Here is a 23,117-nt window from a genome sequence, read left to right as displayed (position 1 = left end):
CAACTTCCCAGGATGGCACCACGATCGTCGTCGACCGGTACGGCGACGGGCCGCCGGTGATCATCGTCGAGGGCGCGTTCTGCGACCGGCAGACCAGCATGCCGCTGGCCGAACTGCTCGCGCCGCACTTCACCGTGTTCGGCTACGACCGCCGCGGCCGCGGCGACAGCGGCGACACCCAGCCATGGGCGGTCGAGCGCGAGATCGAGGACCTCGCGGCGATCATCACCGAGGCCGGCGGCTCGGCGTTCGTGTACGGCATGTCGTCGGGTGCGCTGATCGGACTGGAGGCGGCGGCACGCGGGCTCGGCGTCAGGCGGCTGGCGATGTACGAACCGCCGCTGGACCTCGACGGCACGCACGCGGCGGCCATGGTCCCCGAGCTGACCAGGCTGGTCGAGGCCGGTCAGCGCGGTGATGCGGTGGCCCATTTCATGGCCAACGGACCCCAGATCCCCGGCCAGGTGATCGCCGGGATGCGCACCCAGCCGTTCTGGTCAGGATTCGAGGCCATCGCGCACACCCTGATCTACGACAACACCATCGGCGGCGACCGCTCGGTGCTCCAGCGCGCGCCCGTCGTCACGGTGCCCGTGCTCGTCATGGCCGGCGGCGACACCCTGCCGGCGCTGAAGGACGCCGCGCACGCCCTCGCCGGGGCCGTTCCGGGTGCGGCGGAGCGCACGCTCGACGGGCAGACCCATCAAGTGGACGTGACCCTGCTGGCTCCCAGGTTGATCGACTTCTTCGATGAGGGCAGCAATGTGACATTGCTTCCCTACCGGAGCTCGGCGGGCGCACCCTCGGGCACCGCGGGGTGCGCCGGGCGCACCGGCTCGAGGCGCCGGTAATCCTCGGGCTGGGGCGGGCGCGGGTCGGGATCGCCTTTGTTGGGCCAGAACGAGAACGCGCGCTCGGCCTGGGCGGTGATGGTCAGCGACGGGTTCACGCCGAGGTTCGCGGTGATCGCCGCACCGTCCACGACGGACAGCCCGGGGTAGTTGTGCACCCGGTGGTAGGGGTCGATCACGCCGTCCTCGGGGGACAGGCCGATCGGGCAGCCCCCGATGAAGTGCGCGGTGAGCGGGATGTTGAACAGCTCTCCCCACGTCCCGCCGGCCATCCCCTCGATGTGCTTCGCGGCCAGTTCGGTGGCCTGGTGCCCGACCGGGATGAAGCTCGGGTTCGGCTCGCCATGGCCCTGTTTCGACGTGTACCGCCGGCGCCCGAACAGGCCGGGCTTCGTGTAGGTGGTGATCGAGTTGTCGAGCGTCTGCATCACCAGCAGGATCACCGTCCGCTCGCTCCACCGGTACACCTGCAGCAGCCGCGCGGTCTGGATCGGGTGGCGCACCACGAAGTTCAGCGCCTGCCGCCAGCGCGGCACCGGCGACGACCCGTCCGTCGCGATGGTCTGCAGCAGCCCCATGGCGTTGCTGCCCTTGCCGTAGCGCACCGGCTCGATGTGCGTGGCCGGGTCCGGGTGGATCGACGACGTGATCGCGACGCCGCGGCTGAAGTCGCGGTCCGGGTCGACGGATGGCCGGGCCGCGCCCAGGATCGCCTCGGAGTTGGTGCGGGTGAGCTCGCCGAGGCGGGCCGAGAGCCCGGGCAGCGCGCCGGTGTCGCGCATCCGGTGCAGCAGGTTCTGGGTGCCCCAGGTGCCGGCGGCCAGCACCACCTGCCCGGCGCTGACGGTGTGCCGGAACCGCCGCGAGCGCTTGCCGGTCCTGCGCGCGTCGACCGCGAAACCCGTTGCGGTTGGGCGGATCCCGGTCACCGTGGTCATCGGGATAATCGTGGCGCCGACGTTTTCGGCCAGGTGGAGGTAGTTCTTCACGAGCGTGTTCTTCGCACCGACCCGGCAGCCGGTCATGCACGAGCCGCACGCGGTGCAACCGGTGCGTTCCGGCCCGGCGCCGCCGAAGTACGGGTCGGCGGCGCGCTCCCCCGGGCGTCCGAAGTAGACGCCGACCGGGGTGGGGTGGTAGCTGTCCGGCACCCCGAGGTCCGCGGCGACCTTCTGCATGACATCGTCGTGCGGGGTGTGCAGCGGGTTGGTGACCACCCCGAGCATCCGGCTGGCCTGGTCGTAGTGCGGGCCCAGTTCGGACTCCCAGTCGGTGATGTGCGCCCACTGCCGGTCCCGGTAGAACGGCTCGAGTGGACGGTAGAGCGTGTTGGCGTAGTTGAGCGAACCGCCGCCCACCCCGGCGCCGGCCAGCACCATGACGTCCTTGAGCAGGTGGAGGCGCTGGATGCCGAAGAACCCGAGCGCCGGCGCCCACAGGTAGTTGCGCAGGTCCCAGGAGGTCCGGGCGAACTCGTCGTCGGCGAACCGGCGGCCGGCCTCGACCACGGCGACCCGGTAGCCCTTCTCGGTCAGCCGGAGCGCCGCGACGCTGCCGCCGAACCCCGAGCCAACGACCACCACGTCGTATTGAATTGGCTCGCTCCGCTCGCGGGAGCGGGCAGTGACATTGGGCTCGCTCCGCTCGCGGGAGCGGGCAGTGACATTGGGCTCGCTCCGCTCGCGTGAGCGGGCCTTGACGCGGTGTCTTCCCTCCTGCGCTGCTCGGTCACTCGCTGACGCTCGCGCCCTGCGCTGCTCGTCAGTCCAGACACCGCCGGCCCGCTCAGGGTCCTTGTTACTGACGAGTTCAGCCATGCCCCGAGGCTAGTTGCGGGCGCAGCCGCCTGGCCAGCGGGCGGAAGCCGATCACCAGGACGGCGCCGGCCGCGATCCCGAGCACCAGCCACAGCCAGCCGCGGTCGGGCGGCGCGCTCTCGGACACCGTCGCGGCCGGGGCGGGCTGCTGCTGGGTGACCGGGGCCTTGGCGCCCGCGTAGGCGGGCGGCGGCTCGCCGAGCAGTCGCAACGCGCTGAGCAGGGTCATCAGCCCGTCGCTGTCGCTCGGCGCGTGGCGCACTCCGGGTTTGCTGAAATCGATGCCGCTCTCCGTGGGCATGAACGTCTCGACCCACGGACCCTGCGGCGCGTCGGTGAAGATCCGGTCGACCCGCCAGATCCACACGTCGTGGGCCAGCCAGGTGACGTTGATGGCGTCGGTGCCCGGCCCGCCGTGCAGGTCCGGGGCCGCCGGATCGGCGGTCGGGTTGTCCCCGAGCAGCTTCTCCAGCCGGGTGTAGGCCTCGTCGGTGGTGTACAGCGACGCGGTGGCCTGCCGGCCGGGCGACACGATCAGCACGCTGGTCGGCCCGCCGGCCGAGGCCGGAACCGGGGCGGCGAGCACCAGCACGGCGGCCGCCACGGCGCCACCGGCCATTCGGGTTGTCCTTCGCATGCTTGACATACACCGGGCGGGTGCATGAGGTTCCGCTTGACCCGGCGCGCCGGCCGGCGGCATGCTTCTGTGAGTTCTTTTCACGTTTCTGAAAGGTGGCCCCGTGACCGCGTTCCCCGCCGAATTCCTCTGGGGTGTCGCCACCGCCGCCTACCAGATCGAGGGCGCCGCCGGCGAGGACGGCCGTGGACCGTCCACATGGGACACCTTCACCGCGACACCCGGCAAGATCCTGAACGGCGACACCGGCGCGGTGGCCACCGACCACTACCACCGCTACCCCGAGGACGTCGCGCTGATGCGGGACCTCGGCGTCGGCGCGTACCGGTTCTCCCTAGCCTGGCCGCGGGTCGTGCCCACCGGCAGCGGCGCGGTCAACCCGGCCGGGCTGGACTTCTACGACCGGCTGGTGGACGCGCTGTGCGAGGCCGGCATCGCGCCCGCGGCCACGCTGTTCCACTGGGACCTGCCGCAGGCCCTGGAGGATCTCGGCGGCTGGCTGAACCGCGACACCGCATACCGGTTCGCCGAGTACGCGGCCGTGGTGGGCGAGCGGCTGGCCGACCGGGTGCGGATGTGGATGCCGCTCAACGAGCCCATGGTGGTCACCCTGTTCGGCTACGGCATCGGCGGGCACGCGCCGGGGAAGGCGCTCGTGTTCGGCGCGCTTCCCGTTGCGCACCACCAACTTCTCGGCCACGGTCTGGCCGTCGAGGCGCTCCGGGCGGCCGGCGCGGGCAACATCGGGATCGCCAACAATCACATTCCGGTGTGGCCGGCCAGCGACTCCGAGGCGGACCGCGGCGCGGCGGATGCCTTTGACGCCTTGGTGAACGGCCTGTTCGCCGACCCGGTCCTGCGCGGCCGCTACCCCGCCGAGGAGTTGGCCGCCGCCATGCCCGGACCGGTGGCGGAGGACCTGAAGGTGATCTCCACTCCGCTGGACTGGTACGGGATCAACTACTACCAACCCAGCCGGGTCGGCGCGCCGGGCGCGGCCGCGGCGGTGCCGATCGACGGACCGGAGGGGGTGGGGCCCCTGCAGGGGGTCGGTATTGACACGATCGTCCCCGAAGGGCTTCCGTTCAGCTTCCCACCGATTGACGGCGTTCCCACCACCGGGTTCGGCTGGCCGGTCGTGCCGGACGGGTTGCGGGAGATCCTCACGACGTTCAAAGAACGATACGGCGACGCGCTTCCTCCGGTGTACGTCACGGAGAACGGCTGTGCCTACGACGACGGTCCGGACGAGAGCGGGCGGGTGGCCGACCCGCGCCGGATCGAGTACCTGGACGCGCATCTGGAAGCGGTGCGCGCAGCCATTCACGAGGGCGTGGACGTCCGCGGCTACTTCGTCTGGTCCATTGTGGACAATTTCGAATGGTCGGTCGGCTACTCGCAACGCTTCGGCCTGGTGCACATCGACTACGCGACGCTCAAGCGAACGCCGAAGGATTCCTATTACTGGTACCGGGATCTCATCAAGGCGACGCGGTGAGCACCGCGGCGGTCACCGCGCTCGCGGAGCCGACGGAGCCGGTCAAGGTGCGGTGGACCGCGGCCATCTCGCTGGCCAGCGTCGGGTTGTACGCCGGGTGGTTCGGACCGATCCAGGTGCTGCTCGGCAAGCAGGCGGAAGCCCTTGCGCCGGGCCACAAGGAGACCGCACTCGGGGTGGTCGTCGGCATCGGCGCGGCGTTCTCGGTGGTGTCCAACCCGCTGTTCGGCGCGCTCTCCGACCGCACGGTGTCCCGGTTCGGCCGCCGCCTGCCGTGGACCGCGGTCGGGGCGCTCGGCGGCGCGCTCAGTTTGGTACTGCTGGCCTCCGCCCCCAACCTGGCCGTGATGATCATCGGCTGGTGCCTGGTCCAGGTGACCCTGAACGCCATGCTGGCCGCACTCGTCGCCGCCATCCCCGACCAGGTTCCGCACCGGCAGCGCGGCATGGTCGGCGGCTGGCTCGGCGTGGCGCAGACCCTCGGCGTGGTCGCCGGCTCCGCACTCGCCGCCGCGGTCGGCGGGTTCGTCGGCGGCTACCTGGCGGTCATGGTCTTCCTGCTCGTCACCGTCATACCCTATTTGTTGCTGCGCAAGGACACCGTGCTCGACCCCACGCTGCGGCCGGCCTGGGACACCCGGGCGTTCCTGCGCGGGTTCTGGATCAACCCGCGGCTGCACCCCGACTTCGGCTGGGCCTGGCTCACCAGGTTCCTGATGAACCTCGGCAACGCCCTCCCCCTGGTGTACCTGCTCTACTTCCTGCAGGACGCCGTGCACCGCCCCGACCCCGAGGGCGGCGTGTTCATCCTCACCGCCACCTACGCCGCCACCCTCCTGCTCACCGTGGTGGTCGGCGGCATCGCCTCGGACCGCCTCGGCCGGCGCCGGATCTTCGTGCTGGTCTCCGGCATCGTGGTGTCGATCGCCGCGCTCATCCTCGCCGGCTTCCCCACCTGGACCGGCGCTCTCGTCGCGGCGGCCGTGCTCGGGCTCGGTTTCGGCGTCTACACCTCAGTGGACTTCGCCCTGTTGACCGAGGTCCTCCCCCAGGCCGTCGACCGCGGCAAGGACCTCGGCGTGATCAACATCGCCAACTCGCTCCCCCAGGTGATCGCCCCCGCGCTCGCCGCCCCGATCGTCACCCACCTCGGCGGCTACCCCGTCCTCTACCTCGTCACCGCCGCCTTCGCCCTCAGCGGCGCCGTCCTGGTCTACAAGATCCGCTCCGTCCGCTAGGGGTCCGAATCAGGGGCACCTCGGGGAAGTTCCGGATTCGCCGGGCAGCGCCGTGACGCGATCCTGAGTCATGGCTACTCACCCATGCGATAGAGGGGACATCTCGTGGAGATCACTGGGATCATCTCGGCGCTGCTGATCGGGCTCGCGGTCGGCGGCCTCGGGCGTCTGGTCGTACCCGGCCGGCAGCACGTCTCGCTGCTGCTGACCATCTTCGTCGGCGTCGTCGCCGCGTTCCTGGGCACCGCCGCGGCCACCGTGCTCGGCGTGGCCGACACCGCCGGCATCGACTGGATCGAACTCGCCATGCAGGTCGGCCTCGCCGGCGCCGGCGTCGCCGCGCTCTCCGGCACGAAAACCCGGCAGCCGCAATAACGTCACGGGCGGACGTCGAAGACGCGGTGCAGGCGGGTTTCGGTGGCGCGGCGGAAGGTGGTGAAGCCGCCGCGCCGGCAGACGCCGCGGAGTTGGGCTTCGCTGGGTTGGGCGCCGAGGGCCCAGCCGCCGGGTTGGGCGCGGGCGGCGGGGGTGCTGACCAGGGTGGACAGTGCGTAATAGAGGCGGCCGACCTCGCCCAGGTTGTCCGCGACGGACTCACCGGCCATCGGCTCGACCAGGAGCCAGGTGCCGTCGGGGGCGAGCGCGGAGCGGATGTGGGTGGCGGCGCCGACCGGATCTCCCATGTGGTGCAACGCGTTCAGCGTGCAGACCAAACCGTGGTCGGAGCCTGGGAAGTCCTGGGCACAGGCGACCTCGAAGCTGACCCGGTCGGAGACCCCGGCGTCCACCGCGGCCTTCCGTGCGGCCTCGACCGACGGGCGGTGCGGGTCGAAGCCGGTGACCGTGCACGCCGGGTAGGCCCGCGCGAGCAGGATCGCCGCCGCGCCCCGGCCGCAGCCGACGTCGGCCACCGCGGTGCCGGCGGACAGCCGCGCGGCCACCCCGTCCAGCGCGGGGATCCAGGAGCTCACCAGGTTTGACCGGTAGTCGGCGCGGAGGAACCGGGACAGACCGGCGAACAGGTCGTCGTGGTGGTCACCCCAGGCGAACCCGCCCCCGGTCCGGATCGCCTCGGCGAGCGGCTCCTCGTTCTTGAACAGCGCGCCAGCGATCATCATGCCGGCGGACAGGGACGCCGGACCGTCCGCCAGGCACGCCTCCTGCACCTCGGACAGCGAGAACCGGCCGGTCTCCTCGTCGTACTCGCAGTACCCGGCCGCCGCCTGGGCGTGGCACCACTCGATCACGTACCGCTCGTCGCACCCCGCCACCGCCGCCACCTCGGCCGGAGTCGCCGGCCCGGAGTCGGCCAGCGCCCGGTACAGCCCCAGCCGGTCACCGGCTACCACGGTCGCCGCGTGCGCCACCACCGCGAGGTCCGCGATTAAGCGATCGGTGAACTCGGATAACTCCCACGCGTCCAGAGTGGTCATAGTTGGTAGTTTTCCCTGGTAGGGTCCGCTCAGACATCCGAGCCGACCACCTACCGACCACGGAGTCGTCACGGATTTCGTTGGGGCCCACGATGAACCGAGCTGTGCCGGCCGCCGCAGTCTCCGAGCGCGAGGCCGAAGTGCTGGCCGCCATTGGCGACCGGCTGAGCAACGCGCAGATCGCCGGCCGGCTGCACATTTCCGTGCGCACCGTGGAAAGCCACGTCTCCTCGCTGCTGCGCAAGTTCGGCGTGGACGACCGGCGCGCGCTGGCCGACCTGGCGCACACCGCGCACAAACCGGCCGGCGAGCTGGTCGGCCGCCCGGTCGCGTGGACCAGCTTCATCGGCCGGGAGCGCGAGCTCGCCGCGATCGGCGCGGCGCTCACCGAGTCGCGGCTGGTGAGCCTGGTCGGCCCGGGTGGCGTCGGCAAGACCCGGCTGGCCGCGGCGACGGCCGAGCGCACCGCCGGCTCGTTCCCGCACGGCGGCGCGTTCGTGGACCTGGTGCCGGTCCGCGAGGGGTTCGTGGCCCAGGCCGCGGCCGCCGTCCTCGGCGTGACCGAGCATCCGCAGCAGCCGCTGGACGAGGTGGTCCTCGAGGAGCTCGGCCGCGGCCCGATGCTGCTCGTGCTGGACAACTGCGAGCACCTGCTGGACGCCGCGGCGGCGTTCACCGAGCGCCTGCTCACCGCCTGCCCCGAGCTGACCGTGCTGACCACCAGCCGCGAGCGACTCGGCGTGCCCGGCGAGCGCACCATCCGGGTGCCGCCGCTGTCACTGGTGTCCGCGGACACCGGCGGCCCGCTCGGCTCGGAGGCCGAAGCCCTGTTCCTGGACCGCGCGGCCGCCGCCGACCCCGACTTCACCGACGAGCACTCGCTGGTCGGCGCCCTGTGCGCCCGCCTGGACGGCATGCCGCTGGCCATCGAGCTGGCCGCCGCGCGGATCGCCTCGCTCGGGGTGGACGGCCTCATCGCCGGCCTGGCCGACCACCTGCAGCTGCTCTCCGGCGGCCGCGGCGCCGACCACCGGCACCGCTCGCTGCGCGACGTGATCAACTGGAGCCACGACCTGCTGGACGACGCCGAGCGCGCGCTGTTCCGCCGGCTCGGCGTGTTCTCCGGCGGCTTCGACCTCGACGGCGCGGCCGCGGTCACCCCGGGCGACCGCGGCCTGGTCGCGGACCTGATCGGGCGGCTGGCCGACAAGAGCCTGCTGGTGCACCGGCGGGACGGGGCGCGCAGCCGGTGGCGGCTGCTGGGGACGGTGCGGGCCTACGCACTGGCCAAGCTGGAGGCGGCCGGTGAGGAGCCGGACACCCGGGCCCGGCATCTGTCCTGGGCCGCCCTCGCCGCCGAGGAGCTGGCCCAGCGCATCGACGCCGGCAAGCCCTGGCGGGACGACTTCGACGCGGTGGCCGACGACCTGCGCGCCGCACTCACCGCCGCCCCGCCGGGCCCGGACCCCACGGCGCACCAGCTCGGCCAGGCCCTCGGCCGCCTCAGCTACGCCCGGGGCTTCATGGTCGAAGCCGGCCAGCACTACCGGTCGACCGCGGCCCGCGCCGCCACCGACGCGCACGCCGCGGCGGACCTCCGGCTGGCCGCCGACGTGGCGCTCGCCAACATGCGCGGCGACCAGGCGTTCGCCCTGCTGGTGGAGGCCGCCGACCGGGCCAAGTCGGCGGGCGACCCGGCCGCCCATGCCACCGCGCTGGCCTTCGCCGTGACCATCGCCGACCGCGCCCCCGCCGACTTCCCCGAGGAGATCCCGCACGCCGAGCTGTGCGACCTGCTCGACACCGCCACCGAGATCGCCCCGCCCGGCGACCCGGTGGTGGCCGCGTATCTCACCGCCGCCCGGGCCTGGAACAGCGTTCCCGCCAAGATCACGCCCGACCACGAGCTGTCCCAAGCGGCCCTCGCCGCGGCCCGAGCGGTGGGCGATCCGGCCCTGATCAGCGGCGCCCTGGACGCGGTCACCTGCACGCTGGCCCGCACCGGCCGGATGCGCGCGGCGTTCGAACTCAACTCCGAGCGGGTCAGGCTGCTCGACCGCCTCCCCCGGCACGACCCCCGCGCCGGCTTCGAGATCACCGACATCTTCCACATGGCCAACGAGTTCGCGCTGATGGCCGGCGAGCTGCCGACGGCCGTGGCCAACGCCCGCCGCGTCCAGCTGGAAGCCGTGATGCTCGGCCAGCAGCACAACTCCGCCAGCCAGCTCGTCCTCCCGCTGGTGCTGCAGGGCGCCTTCGACGAGGCGGAAACCCACGCCACGGTGATGTGGCGGGCCTGGGAACGCGCCGGCCGGCCCGCCGCCCGCTGGATGTCCCCGGCGGTCTACGCCATGGCCCTGGCTCACGGCCTGCGCGGCGACCTCGGCGGCTACCGCACCTGGCGCGACCGCGCCGGCACCGTCATCGGCGGCCCGGACCCCCTGTCCCACCGCAACCTCGACCTGTTCTCCGCCTTCGCCGACGCCCGGGTGGCCCTGCACCTCGGCGACCTCGACCGCGCCCTGGCCCGCACCACCGGCACCCCAGGACCCGACTGGTACACCACCCCGCACTGGTACTACGACGCCTACGCCTGGGCCCTCGCCGCCGAGGTCGCCGCCGCCGCGCGCACCCCCGACGCCGCGGAACGCCTGGCCGCCGCCACCCCCGTCGCCGCCGAGAACGCCTGGGCCGCCGCCTGCCTGGACCGCGCCACCAGCCGGCTCACCGGCGACCGCGCCGCCCTCGAACGCTCCGTCACCGCCTGGGAACACCTCGACGCCCGCTTCGAGCGCGCCTGCACCCTGCTCCTCCTCGACGACCGCGCAGCCGAGGGCCGCACTGAGCTGACCGCCCTCGGCTGCCCCCTCCCCGCCTGAGCGGCTGTCGCACGGCTCGTCAGCGGGCTGGGTCTGGGGAGGTGTCCATGATCAGCGATAGGGGAGCGAGACGCTCGTATATGAGCGTCTCGCTCCCATTCTGGCGATCATGGCCTTCTTCTCGGCCCGCCAAACCGCACACCGGACAAGATCAGCCACCCTCGCCAGGCCCACCCCGCCAAGACGTACCCGAAAGACCGGCCCAGGTCCCCACCTCGTCCCCAGCCTTCTTTGGACTCAGCCACGCCGAAACCGCCGCCCCGCCACCCAACCCAACCCGCAGACGAGCCCGCCACCGCCCCGCCAACTGCCGCTCACCAACCTAGAGATCGCTGCGGAGGATGCCGTACTGCACGAGGTCGCGGCGGATGCCGCCGCGGACCTGGGTGCCGCGGAGCACGCCCTCGCGGCGGAAGCCGGCCTTCTCCAGGGACCGCTGCTCGGCCACGTTCGCCACGTCGGTGGACGCCTCGACGCGGTCGAGTTCGGTGGTGGCGAACAGGTGCTCCATGAGCAGCCGCTGCGCCAGGGTTCCCACGCCGCGGCCGCGGGCCTCGGGGACCAGACCGATCCCGATGTTCCAGGCCGCCGCGCCGAGGGTTCCGCCGTAGTCGACGGCGTGCCAGCTGACGCCGCCGAGCATGGCGCCGGTCGTGGTGTCGAGCACGATCAGGTGGTGGCTCGGAACCGGGGCCAGCATCGGCCGCGGGCGGCGGTCCTCATCTTGGTCGAACTCGCTCGCGCTGGCCTTGAACACCTGGTCCACGTCGCCGGGAAACGGCTCGGCCAAGCCGACTCCGTCGCGCGCGGCGACGATCACCCGCTCGTCGGAGGCCGGGCGGAGGTCTGAGCGGAGCAGCGCGAAACCCAGGTAGTCACGCCGGACACCGCCGCGCATGGCGGCGCCGCGGATGACCCCTTCGGCCCGGAACCCGGCCCGGGTCAGCGCCCGCCGCTCCGCCATGTTGATCACTTCGGTGCTGGCCTCGATCCGGTCCACCTCGGTGGTGGCGAACAGGTACTCGGCCAGCATCCGCTGCGCGCCTGATCCGATGCCGCGCCCGCGCGCCGCCGGCAGCAGCGCGATCCCGATGTTCCAGGCCGCGCAGGTGACGGTGGGCCCGTACCCCTCGGCGTGCCAGCTGACGCTGCCCACCAACTCGCCGGACCCCGCGTCGGCCACCCCGAGCCGGTACACGGTCAAGCGCTGCAACGGTTCCCGGTCGTCCGGGTCCGACTCGAACGCCCCGTCACCCCGCTCGTTCAGCCACTCCTGGTCCCCCTCGAGCAACTCGACGAGCGCCACCCCGGCCCGCTCGGCGACCACCTTCCGGGGGCTCATGCCGTGCTCCATTGGCTCGCTCCGCTCGCGCGAGCGGGCCCAAAGATGGTGTCTTCCTTCCTGCGCTGCCCGGTCGCTCGTTCCTCGCTCCCTGCGCTGCCCGTCAGTCCAGACACCACCGGCCCGCTCACAGCTCCCCCTCGCAGGCTCGGTCGAGCCGCTCGCGGTCGCCCTGTGACATTGATTCGCTCGCAAGCTCGCTCATGCCCGCACCGTCAGGCCGACCTTCTGGAACTCCTTGACGTCCGAATAGCCCGTCTTCGCCATCGCCCGGCGCAGCGCGCCGAACAGGTTGACCGCGCCGTCGGCGGCGCTGGACGGCCCGAAAAGCAACGTGCGCAGGTCCGTACGCGGCTCCTCGACCACGATGTCCACCCGGCTGCGCGGCAGCGACGGGTGCGCGGCGGCCGCGGTCCAGTACAGCCCCCGCCCGGGTGCCTCCGCGGCGGCGGCCAGCGGCGCGCCGAGCATCACCGCGTCCGCCCCGCACGCGATCGCCTTGGCGATCTCCCCGCTCACCTCGATGCCGCCGTCGGCGATCACGTGGACGTAGCGCCCGCCCGTCTCGTCCAGGTAGTCCCGGCGGGCCGCGGCGGCGTCCACGATGGCGGTGGCCATCGGCACCCCGATGCCCAGCACGTCGTCCGTCGTGGTCACGTCCCGGCTGTGGCCGTAGCCGACGATCACGCCGGCCGCCCCGGTGCGCATCAGGTGCATGGCGGTGCGGTAGTCGTGCACCCCGCCGGCGATCACCGGAACGTCCAGCTCGGCGATGAAGCTCTTGAGGTTCAACGGCTCCCGGTCCCGCGCCACGTGCTCGGCGGACACGATCGTGCCCTGCAGCACCAGAATCTCCACGCCGGCGGCCAGCAGGTCCGGGGTGAGCTCGGCGGCGCGCTGCGGGCTGACCCGGGCCGCGACGGTCACCCCGGCCGCGCTCACCTGCTTGATCGCCTCGGTGATCAGGTCCAGCCGGATCGGTGCCGCGTGCAGCTCCTGCAGCAACCCGACGAGCTGCCCGTCGTCGAACTGATCCTCGGTCCGGGCGGCGCCGATCAGCCGGGCCAGCGCCTCGTTCACGTCGGGGTGCCGCGCCCAGAGCCCCTCGGCGTTGATCACACCCAGCCCGCCGAGCCCGCCGACGGCGACCGCGGTGGCCGGCGAGACGATCGCGTCGGTCGGGTGCGTGATCAGCGGGATGTCGAACCGGTACGCGTCGATCTGCCACGCCGTGGAGACGTCCTTGGAGGAGCGGGTCCGCCGCGAGGGCACGATCGCCACCTCGTCCAGCCCGAACCCTCGGCGGGCCGTGCGACCCATGCCGATCTCGACCAGATCACGCATGTCAGTCCCCTCTCCGGTCGGCGCGAGCCTATCCTCACCGTGAGCCGGTTCTTCCTCAGCTTCCGGTCTCTCCGTCATGGTCGAGACCGGCCGTTTGGCGGGCAGCACCTCTCGTGGGCAATCGGCTACCGTGAGCTGCTCCGGAAGCGGAAGCTCCCGGACGTGAGGGCAGCCGGGTCAAGGGAGCTTCTATTGGGACGGGGGACGCACGTCACCTTCAGATCGGTCTTCGCCGTCGCCGAGTTCCGCGCCATGTGGGCCGCGGAGGCGCTCTCGCAGGCCGGTGACCAGCTGGCCAGGGTCGCGCTGGCGGTCCTGGTGTTCCAGCGCACCGACTCGGCGGCGCTGACCGGTCTCACCTACGCGCTCACCCTGGCGCCGGCGTTCCTCGGCGGGATCTTCCTGTCGGGCCTGGCCGACCGGTTCCCCCGCCGCGAGGTCATGGTCGTCTCCGACGTGCTGCGCGCGCTGCTGATCGGCCTGGTGGCCGTGCCGGGCGTGCCGTTCGCGCTGATCTGCGCGCTGGTGGCCGGGGTGTCGTTCCTGCAGGCCCCGTTCAAGGCCGCCCAGCTCGCGCTGCTGCCCACGGTGCTCCCCGGCGACCTGTACGTGGTGGGCCTGGGCATCCGCAACATCACCATGCAGACCGCGCAGATGATCGGCTTCGCCGGTGGCGGCGTGTTGATCGCGGCGATCAACCCGAACGTGGGCCTGGTCCTGGACGCGGCGACGTTCCTGGCTTCGGGGCTGTTCGTCCGGCTCGGCCTGCAGGCGAGGCCCGCCGCGGCGAGCAAGGCGGACCGGCCGCCGTTCTTCTCCTCGGCCGGCGCCGGGGCGCGGCTCATCTGGCGGGACCGTGGCCTGCGGGTGCTGCTGCTGCTCGGCTGGCTGACCGCGTTCCTGATCGTCTACGAAGGACTGGCGGCGCCCTACACCGCGGAGATCGGCGGCGGACCGGTCGCGGTTGGACTGATCCTGGCCAGTGATCCACTGGGCAGCGTGGTCGGCGCGCTGGTGTTCAGCCGGTGGGTCTCGCCCAAGGTTCGGCCGAAGGTGCTGGGCCCGCTCGCGGTGGCGAGCGCGGTGCCCCTGCTGCCGGTGTTCCTGGCGCCCGGGCTGGTGGTCTCCGTGGTGCTGTTCGCACTGGCCGGAGCGCTCGGCACGGCCGTCCTCATGCAGTCGTCCGCGTCGTTCACCCGGGGTGTGCCCGACGCCAGCCGGGCTCAGGCACTCGGTCTGTCGCAGTCGGGCGTGGCAACGATCCAGGGGCTCAGCCCGCTGCTGGCGGGGTTGCTGGCCGACGGAATCGGTACAGCCCGCACGGTGGGGATTGTGGGTGTCATTGGACTTGTGATTGCCATACCCGCGGCACTGGCCTGGCGGCGGACTTTTGCCGCCGAACCTGACCGCTGGTATGCCACTACGGACACCGAGTAACTACAGTTCACGCGTACGCATCGGGGATTCACCTCCGCTAGCCGGGTAAGCATGCCACACCCGCCCATCTGACTGACAGCCCGTGGCGCGACAGATACCCTTGGCAAAAGGAGACGAGTACGACAGGACCATTATGAGCCACGCCGGCGCCATCGCCCATAGGGTAGCCAGACCACTCTTATGGCCGACCCGGTGGATCATGTGGTCGTCCACTCGGCCGCGGTGGCTCGCATTCGGTCTCCTCTGCGACACCTCCGCGGCCGTGCTGATGCTCGCGGATCTGTTCAGCCGCCCGGTCATGCGGGCCGACATCCAGTGGTTTCTGGTCCTGCTGGCGCTCGGCGTCGGGCAGGGCGAGATGTCCCGGCACATCGAACGGGTCCGCCGGTGGATGGCGGGCCAGTCGCACATCAACGTGACCTCGGTGTGGTACGTCGCGGGCGCGGCGCTGCTCACCCCGGGCTGGGTGTCGGTGCTGGCCGTGCTGCTGTACCTGCATCTGTGGCTGCGGGTCTGGCGGCACGTGCGCAGCCGCCCGGCGCACCGCGTGGTGGCCAGCACCGCGGCCAGCGTGCTGTCCTGCTGGGCGGCGTCGTACGCGGTGCAGGTCAGCGGGCTCGGCGTGCTGACCGAGGCGCGGCCGGCGACCGCGCAGGGCACCCTCATCGTGCTGCTCGCCGCGGCGGTGTTCGAGCTGGTCAACCTGTTGCTCGCGGTCACCAGCATCACGCTGTACACGCGCGAGCGGTCGATCACCGACCTGTTCGGCACCTGGAGCGACAACGCGCTCGAGCTGGTCACGCTCTGCCTCGGCGGGCTGGTCGCGCTGGCCCTGGCCTACCAGCCGGTGCTGGTGCTGCTGGTGCTGCCGCCGCTGGTCATGATGCACCGCAACGTGCTGCTCAAACAGCTCGAGGTGGCCGCTGCGACCGACGAGAAGACCGGCCTGTTCAACGCGTTCGGCTGGCGCGACCTGGCCTCCCGGGAGCTGGCCAGGGCGCAGCGCTCGCAGTCGGCCTGCGGTGTGCTCATGGTCGACCTCGACCACTTCAAGCGGGTCAACGACACCCACGGGCACCTGGCCGGCGACTCGGTGCTCAAGGCGGTCGGCAACCTGCTGCGGGCCGAGGTCCGGGACTATGACGTGGTCGGCCGGTTCGGTGGCGAGGAGTTCGCCGTGCTGCTGCCGGACATCACCGAGCACCAGGCCATCGCCATCGCCGAGCGGATCCGCGCCGCGGTGACCAAGCTCGAGGTGGAGGTCGCCATCGAAGATCATCAGGTGGCGACCATCTCCGGCCTGTCGGTCTCGATCGGGGTGGCCGTCTGCCCGGACTCCGGCACGGTCGTCGACCGCCTGCTCCTGGCCGCGGACACCGCGCTCTACAAAGCCAAAAACGATGGTCGCAACACCGTCGTCAGCGTGGGTGCCAATCTCTGACCATTTGGTCGACGATTCACAATTCCGGTTACAATTTGTGGCCAAAGTTGATCACTGTTAGTGATCGGTAACCGATTGTTGCCGAGCCTTGCGCTGAATGGCCTCAACGACTCGTGTAATTGGGGGCCTCGACGGTCATCGTGATGTCGTGCGGGTGGCTCTCTTTCAGACCCGCGGCGGTAATTCGGACCAACTGCGCACGCTGAAGGTTGGCGATCGTGCGTGACCCGGTGTAGCCCATGCCGGAGCGCAGCCCGCCGACGAGCTGGTGGACCACCTGGGCGAGCGGACCGCGGAACGGGATGCGGCCCTCGATGCCCTCCGGCACGAGCTTGTCCTCGGAGAGCACGTCGTCCTGGAAGTAGCGGTCCTTGGAGTAGGACTTGGCCTCGCCGCGGGACTGCATGGCCCCAATCGAGCCCATGCCCCGGTAGATCTTGTACTGCTTGCCGCCGTGCAGGATCAGCTCACCCGGCGACTCCGCGGTGCCGGCCAGCAGGCTGCCCAGCATCACCGCGTCCGCGCCGGCGGCGATCGCCTTGGCGATGTCGCCGGAGTACTGGATGCCGCCGTCGCCGATCACCGGCACCCCGGCCGGCTGGCAGGCCTGTGCCGCCGAGTAGATCGCGGTGATCTGCGGGACGCCGACCCCGGCCACCACCCTGGTGGTGCAGATCGAGCCCGGGCCCACCCCCACCTTCACCCCGTCCGCGCCGGCGTCCACCAGGGCCTGCGCACCGGCCCGGGTGGCCACGTTGCCGCCGACCACGTCGACGGTGTCGCCCAGCTCCCGCTTGAGCAGCGAGACCATGCCCAGCACGCCCCGCGAGTGCCCGTGCGCGGTGTCCACCATCAGCACGTCCACACCGGCGTCCACCAGGGCCATGGCGCGCTTGTAGGCGTCGTCGCCCACCCCGACGGCCGCGCCGCACAGCAGCCGCCCGTCGGGGTCCTTGGTGGCGTTGGGGAACTGCTCGGTCTTGACGAAGTCCTTCACCGTGATCAGGCCGCGCAGCTTGCCCGCCCCGTCCACGATCGGCAGCTTCTCCACCTTGTGCCGGCGCAGCAGCCCGAGCGCGGCGTCCGCCGACACGCCCACCTGCGCGGTGACCAGCGGCCCCTTCGTCATCACGTCGCTGACCAGCTTGGTGTGGTCGACCTCGAACCGCATGTCCCGGTTGGTGATGATCCCCACGAGCGCCGACTCCGCGTCCGTCACCGGCACCCCGGAGATCCGGTAGCGCGCGCACAGCGCGTCCACGTCGGCCAGCGTGTCCGTGGGCGAGCAGGTGATCGGGTCGGTGACCATGCCGGCCTCGGACCGCTTGACGGTCTCCGCCTGCCGGGCCTGCTCCTCGATGGACAGGTTGCGCTGCAGGATGCCGATGCCGCCCTGGCGCGCCATCGCGATCGCCATCCGCGCCTCGGTCACCGTGTCCATGGCCGCCGAGGCCAGGGGGACGCGCAGGGTGATGTTGCGGGACAGCCGGGTGCTGGTGTCCACCGCGCTCGGCACCACGTCGGATTCCGCCGGCAGCAGCAGCACGTCGTCGAAGGTGAGGCCCAGCATGGCGAACTTCTCCGGGACCTCAGCAGCGGTGAGCTCGCTGGTCATGATGTGTGGCAGACCTTCCTCGGGGTGCCGCCGACGCGGGGTTTTCGCTGGCGTTGGGGAGAGAGGTGAACGGTACTTCCCATGGTATCTGGACACGCCCCAGACCACGGCGGGTACCGTGCGTGGTCGTGTCGAACGATTCGCACGACGGCCTGCCGCCGGACCCCTTCGCCGACGACCCGGTCGACCCGTCGTCGGTGCTCGGCGAGCCGCCCGATGAGCAGGTCCAGCCGATCAGCGCGGACGAGCGCACCGAGCTGCTGGCCGACCTCGCCGACCTCGCGGTGTACGAGACCCTGCTGGCGCCGCGCGGGGTCCGCGGGGTGGTGGTGGACTGCGCCGAGTGCCAGGACCCGCACTACCACGACTGGGCGCTGCTGCGGGCCAGCCTGGAGCAGCTGCTGCGGGACGGGCTGATGCGCCCGCACGAGCCGGCCTTCGACCCCAACCCGGCCGACTACGTGAGCTGGGAGTACTGCAAGGGGTTCGCCGACGGGACGCTGGCCCGCCTGCCGCACTCCACCCGGCGCGCCGGCGGCTCCTGACCGGCCAGCCCGTTAAGGCGAGGTCGCCGCCGGGTTGGCGCCCGCGGCCGGGTCGCCCGCCGGGTTGCCCTCCTTGGCGGCCGGCGCGGTGGCCGGCGCCGTCGCGGTGGTCTCCACCCGGCCGCCGCCCGACTCGGTGGTCGTGGTCACCGGCGGTTCGGTGGTGGTGGTCGTGGTGGTCGGCGGCGGGTTCGTGGTGCTCGGGTCCTGCGTGCTGGTGTTGGCGACCGTGGTGTCGGTGCCCGGCACGGTGGACGGCGACGCGGCCGGCGGGGGCGAGGCCCCGACCGCCGGGTTGTCCGGGAGCTTGTCGACCAGCGCCTGGTGCTGGGCCTGCAGGTCGCTCTTGCCGTCCTCGTTGGCCACCGTCGGCAGCGTGTGCCGGGCCTCATCGAGCATGGATTTCGCCTCGGCCAGCTTGCCCTTGGCCAGCGCCTCCTCGGCCCGGTTCAGATCCGAACGGACCGCCTGGGCCGCCTCGACCGAACGGGCGTGATCGGCGTAGAGCACCCGGGCCAGACCCCACAGCGTGTCGCCCGGCTGGGCGTTCTGCGCAGCGAGTCCGATACCGGCGAAGGCGATCGCGAGCACCGCGGCAGCAGCGGCCAGCGGGGCGAGCAGCCTCGGCCCGCGCCGCTGCCGGGCTCTGGCCGCCTGCACGGTGGCCACCGCGAGCTTCGGCTCGACCAGGTTGCCGATCGGCTCGGCGTCCACGTCCTCCCGCCAGGACAGCAGCAGCGCGGCCAGCCGGTCGTCGGCGAAGGTGCTCTCCGGGGCGGGCTGCGCGGCCCCCAGCGCGTCCAGGAACGCGTCGTCGGCGTGCACCAGGGAGAAGTCGATGGCGTCGTCGTCATCGGGAGGGTCGAGGGGCCGTGTGATCCGCAAGAGGGACTCGATGTCACCCGTCAACTCACGCTCCGGCACTTCCGCCATCAGACCACCTCCTCCGCCGACAAACTCTTCCGCAACCGCGCCAGCGCCCGGTGCTGGGCCACCCGGACCGCTCCGGGCGTGGAGCCGACCGCCTCGGCCGTCTCCTCCGCGGAAAGGCCGACTACCACACGTAACAATACGATCTCTCGCTGCTTATCGGGAAGGACCTGAAGCAATTCGCTCATCTGCTGAGTGAGCTCCTGCCGCAGGGCCCGCTGCTCCGGACCGGCCTCCGTCTCCGGTTCATCAGGAACGTCGGCCACGGGCTCCGATCGGTTACGTCCGGCCGCCCGATGCGCGTCAGCGACCTTGTGCGCGGCGATGCCGTACACAAAAGCAAGAAATGGCCGACCTTGGTCGCGGTAGCTAGGCAGTGCCGTCAGCACCGCGAGACACACCTCCTGGGCCACGTCGTCCGCCGAAGCGAAGTTTCGTTCCTGCCTGCCTACTCGGGCGCGGCAATACCGCACCACCAAGGGCCGGATGGACGCGAGCACGCGCTCAACTGCCCGAGGATCACCCTCGACGGCGGCGCTTACGGAAGCGTCCAGTCCGTCCCCCGATGTGGTCATCGCAGCGAGCAGCCTCGGTGTTACGAGTCGGTACGGTTCGTCCGCCGTCACCGTCTGGAACCGCGGTCCCACCGCTACGGCGACGTCTACCGTACCTCGGGCGATAAGTTCCGCCATGGAGCGTCCGTCACCTGCCCAGGCCCCGGGTCGTGGGCACGGCGAACGCCGCGTCCGCTGCCGATTGTGCACGGAACGCGGCGAAGGCGCGCAGTCAACCCCCGTTGGAGGTCCGGGGGCTCGCCCCCGGGCGGGGTCTGGGGGGTTGCACCCCCAGAAAACACCCGAAACGACTGGGCTCGCGCATTCCGCGAGCACACGTCTCCCAGAGTTTCGGTTCGGACGTTATGAGACGAGGCCGCGGCGGAAGCCGTGCGCTACGGCCTGCGCACGGTCGCGCACGCCGAGTTTGCGGAAGAGCCGGCGGGCGTGCGTCTTGACGGTGTCCTCCGACAGGTAGAGCTCCCGGCCGATCTGCCCGTTGCTCTTGCCCATCGCCATCCCGCGGAGCACCTGCAGCTCCCGGTCGGTGAGCTGGACACCGGGGTCGCTGGGCTGCCGGGGCGCCGGCACCGAGGTGCTGGCCAGGGTGTGTGCCAGGGCCGCGACCAGCTCCGGCCGGGAGGCGTCCCAGCGCAGGTAGCCGCGGGCGCCGCCGGCGATCGCCGCGGCGATGCTGCTGGCGTCGTCCGGCGCACCGAACACGATCACGTTGGCCTGCGGGTTCGCCGACACCAACCGGCGGGTGGCCTCCACGCCGGTGGGCACCGCGCGCTGCGTGCCGACCAGCACCACGTCGACCGGAGCTCTGGAGTATCGGGCGAGCAGCTCGTCACCGTGCGCTACACAGTCGATGCGACTGACGCCGGGGACAGCGGACATGACACGAGTAAGGCCCTCGCGTACCCCGCGTCGGTCGTCGCAGATCAAGACCGTCGTCACGGGGACTCCTTCCTGCAGCCGAGTGACGTTCCAACTCACCTATCGGACGCAGAGCGCGCAACCTTGACCCGATCTGGTGGTAAATCTGCGAAGAAGTTCGCCCGGTTGTCCTAGCGGCCGTATTCACCCGGTCAGACCAGCAAGATCCGGTACCCACGGCGAAGCGCGGGCGATCCGGCGACCGTCCGGGTCCGCGCGACATAACACACCGTGCACGGCGTAGGCGGCCGCACGGTGGTGTGTGTGAGCGTTCGCCGGCTCCAGGCCGGCGAGAAGTAGGCGGCACGGCCACAATAGCGAAAGCAAACCGAGCCGGGAAGCCCGGCGGCGCACCGTGTCCAGGAGCTGTCGAGCCCTCGCCCGGTCGGCGTCCAGTCCGCGCACGGCCAGCGCCGCCCCCAGCACCAGCCCGGACTTGACCTGGTGCCGCGCGGAGCCGGCGTTGGCGGCTCGCTCGGCGGCCTGCTCGGCATGCGGCACGGCGTGCTCCGGACGGCCCGCGCCCAACTCGATCTCGGCCGACACCCAGCCAAGCCGGATCGCGCCGCGCCAGCCGGTGTCGCCGAGTTGCTGGGCCCGGTGGGCGAACCGCCGGGCCTCGGGGATCCGACCCAGGCCGAGCGCGTCGGCGGCGAGCCCCAGCAGCACGTCGGACCAGGCGTGCGGGGCGTCGTGGCCGGCGAGCCGCCGGTACGCCAGCCGGTCGAGGTCGCGGGCGGCCGCGTGCCCGCCGAGCTGGCGCCGGTGCGCGGCGAGGGTGGCGGCGGCGAGCGCGCCGAGAACGGGCTCGGCGCCGGTGATCACCGGCCGCAGCAGGGTCGCGGCGGCGGCGTAGCGACCCTGGCCGCCGAGTGTCACGGCGGCGAGCCAGCGGTCCTCAGGGCCGGCGGGCACGGTCGTGATCACCGTGTCCGGCCGGTCCCCGAACGCGGCCCGGTACAGGTTGATCACGGTGCCGCAGCGTACGACTCACACGCCCGAACCCCGAACTCATGTGCTGGAACCGGGGACTCGCGTGCTGGAACCGGGGACTCGCGGGGTTAGAGGAGGGATTCGAGGCGGTCGACGGCGGCGGGGAGATCGTCGAGGCGTTCGACGCGGGTGGGGAGGTCTGTGGTGTGCCAGCCGGGGCCGGCGGCGAAGAGGCGGATGGGCTGGCGGGTTTTGGGGATGTGGTCGAAGACCGGGGCCGAGGCGTGGCGCGGGAGTTGGGCCCAGAGCGCCACGGCGGCGGGGGCGGTGCGGCGGACGGCGGCGGCCAGGGCGTCGGCCGGCAGCGCGGCGCCGAGCAGCTGGGTGCCGAGGCCGCGGGCGGCGAGGGCGGCGCGCAGCACGTAGAGCGGCAGGCTGTGGCGTTCGTCGGGGACGCAGCAGAGCAGCACCGGGCGGGGGTTGCGGGGCGCGGACACCAGCGGGGTCGCGCCGATCACGGCGGCCAACGCGCACTCGTGCAGCAGGTGCTCGACCTCGACGTACTCGCCGGAGTGCTCCCACCGGGCGGCCACCGCGGCCAGCACCGGGCGGATCACCGTGTCCCAGACCGGAATCACGCCCTGCTCGGCGATCGCGTCGGTGATCAGCTGCTGGGCGGCCGTGGCGTCCATGGCCAGCGCCGCCCGGCCCAGCCCGCGGGCGGCCGGCGAGCGGCCGGGCAACCGCAGCACGCTCCCGCCCCCCGGACGGCCGGTCACCGCACCGCCGATCAGCGACGCCAGCTCCGCCTCGAGGTCATCGGCGCTGCCGGCCGGCGCCACGCCCGGTTCGGGGGTGGCCCGCAGTGCGTACTCGGCCGCCTCCGCGGGGGTGGCGCCGCGCAGCAGCGCCCGCTGCATCATCTCCAGCCGGGCGATGTCGGCCGGGGCGTAGCGGCGGTGCCGGCCGGTGGTGTGTCCACTCGGGCCGATCCCGTACCTGCGGTCCCAGGTGCGCAGGGTCGCCGGCGCGATGCCGAGCCGGCGGGCGACCGCGGCGACCGGGAGAGTTGGTTCGCGCATGAGGTCGTGGCCATCGATCGCGGGTTCGGACTTCGTCGCCACACCCCCATCGTCGGGTGACACGCAGTGCCCGGCAACTGGACCAACGACCACGCTGCGTCTACCGAGTGATGCCGAACGGCTGAATTCCGCAGCTAATGAGTCGATCACTCTTGAACAAGTATTGGCGCGGTTCTAGCGTTGGTGCTGCACCGAATGGAGTATCGGCGTTACGGCTGTACCGACGAGGAGGCGGTCACGATGGCGGATACCCGCAGGCTTCCAGGGCCCAACGCGGACGTGTGGGACTGGCAGCTCGAGGGCTCCTGCCGTGGCATGGACAGCGCGTTCTTCTTCCACCCGGACGGGGAGCGCGGCCCGGCCCGGGCCCGCCGCGAAGCCCGGGCGAAGGCCATCTGCCAGGCCTGCCCGGTCCTGGACATGTGCCGTCGCCACGCGCTCGCCGTGCACGAGCCGTACGGGATCTGGGGCGGCCTGTCCGAGTCCGAGCGCGAAGCCATCATCAAGATGGAGAAGCGCACGCTCGCTGTGACTACCTGACGTCACCTCTTGCGGTGAATGCCGCACCTGATCGGCTGACCGGGTGCGGCATTCGTCGTTTC

20 protein-coding genes are annotated in these 23,117 nt (G+C 71.9%); 9 read left to right on the top strand and 11 right to left on the bottom strand.

Annotation, left to right across the window (positions count from 1 at the left end):
- The coding region (locus tag VGR06_RS15225) for an alpha/beta hydrolase (RefSeq protein ID WP_327559721.1) at positions 1 to 851 on the top strand (851 nt) is incomplete at its 5' end.
- On the opposite strand, the gene VGR06_RS15220 is transcribed toward VGR06_RS15225, so the two are convergent.
- Positions 779 to 2,431: a GMC family oxidoreductase gene (locus VGR06_RS15220; protein WP_327559720.1), complete on the bottom strand. Its 1,653-nt coding sequence runs from the start codon at positions 2,429 to 2,431 to the stop codon at positions 779 to 781. The two genes, VGR06_RS15225 and VGR06_RS15220, sit on opposite strands and share 73 nt — an antisense overlap.
- 229 nt (positions 2,432 to 2,660) lie before the next feature.
- The gene (locus tag VGR06_RS15215; RefSeq protein WP_327559719.1) at positions 2,661 to 3,287 is read right to left on the bottom strand and encodes a hypothetical protein; all 627 of its coding nucleotides are present in this window, start codon (positions 3,285 to 3,287) and stop codon (positions 2,661 to 2,663) included.
- Between the two features lie 121 nt (positions 3,288 to 3,408).
- On the opposite strand from VGR06_RS15215, the gene VGR06_RS15210 reads away from it, so the two are divergent.
- The 3 genes from VGR06_RS15210 (at position 3,409) to VGR06_RS15200 (ending at position 6,416) form a co-directional block, all read left to right on the top strand.
- The gene (locus VGR06_RS15210; protein ID WP_327559718.1) at positions 3,409 to 4,803 is read left to right on the top strand and encodes a beta-glucosidase; all 1,395 of its coding nucleotides are present in this window, start codon (positions 3,409 to 3,411) and stop codon (positions 4,801 to 4,803) included.
- Complete coding sequence (locus VGR06_RS15205; protein WP_327559717.1) at positions 4,800 to 6,041, top strand: MFS transporter; 1,242 nt, start codon at positions 4,800 to 4,802, stop codon at positions 6,039 to 6,041. The genes VGR06_RS15210 and VGR06_RS15205 overlap by 4 nt, the downstream gene beginning before the upstream one ends.
- A 105-nt stretch (positions 6,042 to 6,146) precedes the next feature.
- Positions 6,147 to 6,416 (top strand): GlsB/YeaQ/YmgE family stress response membrane protein, encoded by a 270-nt coding sequence (locus tag VGR06_RS15200; protein WP_327559716.1) that lies wholly within the window; start codon positions 6,147 to 6,149, stop codon positions 6,414 to 6,416.
- A 2-nt stretch (positions 6,417 to 6,418) separates the two neighbouring features.
- Here VGR06_RS15200 and VGR06_RS15195 read toward each other — a convergent pair whose 3' ends face one another.
- Positions 6,419 to 7,474, bottom strand: a complete 1,056-nt coding sequence (locus VGR06_RS15195; protein ID WP_327559715.1) for a class I SAM-dependent methyltransferase — start codon at positions 7,472 to 7,474, stop codon at positions 6,419 to 6,421.
- Between the two features lie 92 nt (positions 7,475 to 7,566).
- On the opposite strand from VGR06_RS15195, the gene VGR06_RS15190 reads away from it, so the two are divergent.
- Positions 7,567 to 10,353, top strand: coding sequence for an ATP-binding protein (locus tag VGR06_RS15190; RefSeq protein WP_327559714.1), 2,787 nt, complete (start codon positions 7,567 to 7,569; stop codon positions 10,351 to 10,353).
- Positions 10,354 to 10,675: 322 nt separating this feature from the next.
- On the opposite strand, the gene VGR06_RS15185 is transcribed toward VGR06_RS15190, so the two are convergent.
- Positions 10,676 to 11,695 (bottom strand): GNAT family protein, encoded by a 1,020-nt coding sequence (locus VGR06_RS15185; RefSeq protein WP_327559713.1) that lies wholly within the window; start codon positions 11,693 to 11,695, stop codon positions 10,676 to 10,678.
- Between the two features lie 201 nt (positions 11,696 to 11,896).
- On the bottom strand, positions 11,897 to 13,039 hold the full coding sequence (locus tag VGR06_RS15180; protein ID WP_327559712.1) for a GuaB3 family IMP dehydrogenase-related protein: 1,143 nt from the start codon (positions 13,037 to 13,039) through the stop codon (positions 11,897 to 11,899).
- Between the two features lie 192 nt (positions 13,040 to 13,231).
- Here VGR06_RS15180 and VGR06_RS15175 point away from each other — a divergent pair, with 192 nt between their 5' ends.
- Entirely contained in the window at positions 13,232 to 14,476 is a 1,245-nt protein-coding gene (locus tag VGR06_RS15175; RefSeq protein ID WP_327559711.1) for an MFS transporter, read from the top strand.
- Between the two features lie 199 nt (positions 14,477 to 14,675).
- Positions 14,676 to 15,917 (top strand): GGDEF domain-containing protein, encoded by a 1,242-nt coding sequence (locus VGR06_RS15170; protein WP_327559710.1) that lies wholly within the window; start codon positions 14,676 to 14,678, stop codon positions 15,915 to 15,917.
- 103 nt (positions 15,918 to 16,020) lie between these two features.
- On the opposite strand, the gene guaB is transcribed toward VGR06_RS15170, so the two are convergent.
- Positions 16,021 to 17,532, bottom strand: coding sequence for an IMP dehydrogenase (gene guaB, locus VGR06_RS15165; RefSeq protein ID WP_327559709.1), 1,512 nt, complete (start codon positions 17,530 to 17,532; stop codon positions 16,021 to 16,023).
- A gap of 128 nt (positions 17,533 to 17,660) precedes the next feature.
- Between guaB and VGR06_RS15160 the strand changes: the two genes are divergently transcribed.
- Positions 17,661 to 18,077 carry a DUF5319 domain-containing protein gene (locus VGR06_RS15160; protein ID WP_327559708.1) on the top strand — a complete coding sequence of 139 codons (417 nt, stop codon included), beginning with the start codon at positions 17,661 to 17,663 and terminating at the stop codon, positions 18,075 to 18,077.
- 12 nt (positions 18,078 to 18,089) lie between these two features.
- Here the strand turns inward: VGR06_RS15160 and VGR06_RS15155 are convergent, their stop codons facing one another.
- The 5 genes from VGR06_RS15155 to VGR06_RS15135 form a co-directional block, all read right to left on the bottom strand.
- Entirely contained in the window at positions 18,090 to 19,010 is a 921-nt protein-coding gene (locus tag VGR06_RS15155) for an anti-sigma-D factor RsdA (RefSeq protein ID WP_327559707.1), read from the bottom strand.
- The gene (locus VGR06_RS15150) at positions 19,010 to 19,582 is read right to left on the bottom strand and encodes a sigma-70 family RNA polymerase sigma factor (protein WP_327559706.1); all 573 of its coding nucleotides are present in this window, start codon (positions 19,580 to 19,582) and stop codon (positions 19,010 to 19,012) included. The genes VGR06_RS15155 and VGR06_RS15150 overlap by 1 nt, the downstream gene beginning before the upstream one ends.
- A gap of 342 nt (positions 19,583 to 19,924) precedes the next feature.
- A complete protein-coding gene (locus tag VGR06_RS15145; protein ID WP_326919115.1) occupies positions 19,925 to 20,521 on the bottom strand; it encodes a response regulator transcription factor in 597 nt (198 codons plus the stop codon).
- A 123-nt stretch (positions 20,522 to 20,644) separates the two neighbouring features.
- Positions 20,645 to 21,472 carry a hypothetical protein gene (locus VGR06_RS15140; protein ID WP_327559705.1) on the bottom strand — a complete coding sequence of 276 codons (828 nt, stop codon included), beginning with the start codon at positions 21,470 to 21,472 and terminating at the stop codon, positions 20,645 to 20,647.
- An 89-nt stretch (positions 21,473 to 21,561) separates the two neighbouring features.
- Positions 21,562 to 22,557 (bottom strand): MerR family transcriptional regulator, encoded by a 996-nt coding sequence (locus tag VGR06_RS15135; protein ID WP_327559704.1) that lies wholly within the window; start codon positions 22,555 to 22,557, stop codon positions 21,562 to 21,564.
- 198 nt (positions 22,558 to 22,755) lie between these two features.
- On the opposite strand from VGR06_RS15135, the gene VGR06_RS15130 reads away from it, so the two are divergent.
- Positions 22,756 to 23,055, top strand: a complete 300-nt coding sequence (locus VGR06_RS15130) for a WhiB family transcriptional regulator (RefSeq protein WP_327559722.1) — start codon at positions 22,756 to 22,758, stop codon at positions 23,053 to 23,055.
- Positions 23,056 to 23,117 lie beyond the last annotated feature (62 nt).

The organism is Actinophytocola sp., assembly GCF_036002505.1.
Classification (GTDB): Bacteria; Actinomycetota; Actinomycetes; order Mycobacteriales; family Pseudonocardiaceae; genus DASYTH01.
Note: the sequence above shows the minus strand (reverse complement) of the source record. Positions and strands in the feature narration are given on the sequence as shown.